Below are 1,414 nucleotides of genomic sequence, written 5' to 3'. Positions count from 1 at the left end.
CGGTCAAGTCCCAGGGAGTGGTGTAGCGGCTGGTGATCCTTCGCGGGGTTAGGCGGTGAGTTCGAGGACGGGGTCGGTGTCTACCTCCGTTGCGGTGTTGGTCACGGTGGTCAGGCGGCAGCGGGCCAGGACTTCGAGGCCGAGGTAGCGGCGGCCTTCGGCCCATTCGTCGGTCTGCTCGGCCAGGACGGCGCCCACGAGGCGGACGATGGCGTCGCGGCTGGGGAAGATGCCGACGGCGTCGGTGCGGCGGCGGATCTCCTTGTTCAGCCGTTCGGAGGGGTTGTTGGACCAGATCTGGGACCAGACGTCCTTCGGGAAGGCGGTGAACGCCAGGATGTCGGCGCGGGCGGCGTCCAGGTGTTCGGCCACCGCCGGGAGCTTGGCGGCCACGTAGTCCAGCAGTCGGTCGAACTGGGCACCCACGGCGGCGGCGTCGGGCTGGTCGTAGACCGAGTGCAGCATGGCCTTGACGGCGGGCCACATGCTCTTGGGGCAGATGCTCATGAGGTTCGCGGCGTAGTGGGTACGGCAGCGCTGCCACACCGTTCCGGGCAGGTTCGCGGCGATGGCCTCGACCAGGCCGGCGTGCGCGTCACTGGTGACCAGGCGCACCCCGGCCAGGCCGCGGGCCACGAGATCGGCGAAGAACTCGTTCCACGCCGCCCCGGTCTCGGCCGTGGCCACGCGCATGCCCAGGACCTCGCGATGCCCGTCGCCGTTGACTCCGGTCGCCACCAGGACCACGGCGTTGATCACCCGGCCGGCTTCGCGGACCTTCATCGTCAACGCGTCGGCGGCGACGAACGTGAACGGGCCCGCGTCGCCCAGCGGCCGGTGGCGGAAGGCCTCGACCTGCTCGTCGAGCTCGGCCGCCATCCGGGACACCTGTGACTTCGACAGGGCGTTGATGCCGAGGGTCTTGACCAGCTTGTCCATCCGGCGGGTGGAGACCCCGGCGAGGTAGCAGTCGGCCACGACCGTGATCAGGGCGGACTCTGCTCGCTTGCGCCGCTCCAGCAGCCACTCGGGGAAGTAGGTGCCCGTGCGCAGCTTGGGGACCGCGACGTCGATCGTGCCCACCCGGGTGTCCAGGTCGCGGTGCCGGTAGCCGTTGCGCTGGGACGTGCGCGTGGCCGAGCGCTGGCCCCACTCGGCGCCCACCACCGCGTCCGCATCGGCCGACAGCAGCGCGTTGATCACCGTCTGCAGCAGCGACCGCATCAGGTCCGGGGACGCCTCGGCCAGAGCCTCGCCAAGCAGGCCGGCAGGGTCGACAATGTGGGGTGCGGTCATCGTGATGCTCCGTTCGAGAGTGCTGCGGAAGGTTCACTCGAAGGATCACGCGGTGACCGCTCCACGTCTACGGCGACGAGTTCGGCAACCGCGCTACACCACTATCGGGGACTCAACT

Annotated in this window: 1 protein-coding gene; it reads right to left on the bottom strand. The window is 69.8% G+C overall.

Going from position 1 to position 1,414, the window contains the following annotated elements; translation table 11 throughout:
* Window positions 1–48: 48 nt before the first annotated feature.
* Complete coding sequence (locus GJV82_RS19140; RefSeq protein WP_155100321.1) at window positions 49–1,296, bottom strand: IS256 family transposase; 1,248 nt, start codon at window positions 1,294–1,296, stop codon at window positions 49–51.
* Window positions 1,297–1,414: the final 118 nt, after the last annotated feature.

This window comes from Cellulosimicrobium composti (assembly GCF_009711085.1).
In the GTDB taxonomy this organism is placed as follows: Bacteria; Actinomycetota; Actinomycetes; order Actinomycetales; family Cellulomonadaceae; genus Cellulosimicrobium; species Cellulosimicrobium composti.
This window is presented reverse-complemented; position numbering and strand designations above follow the sequence as displayed.

What these genes read in the sequence shown, in the direction of transcription:
- GJV82_RS19140 (WP_155100321.1), bottom strand. Translation starts at nt 1,296, where the DNA reads ATGACCGCACCCCACATTGTCGACCCTGCCGGCCTGCTTGGCGAGGCT.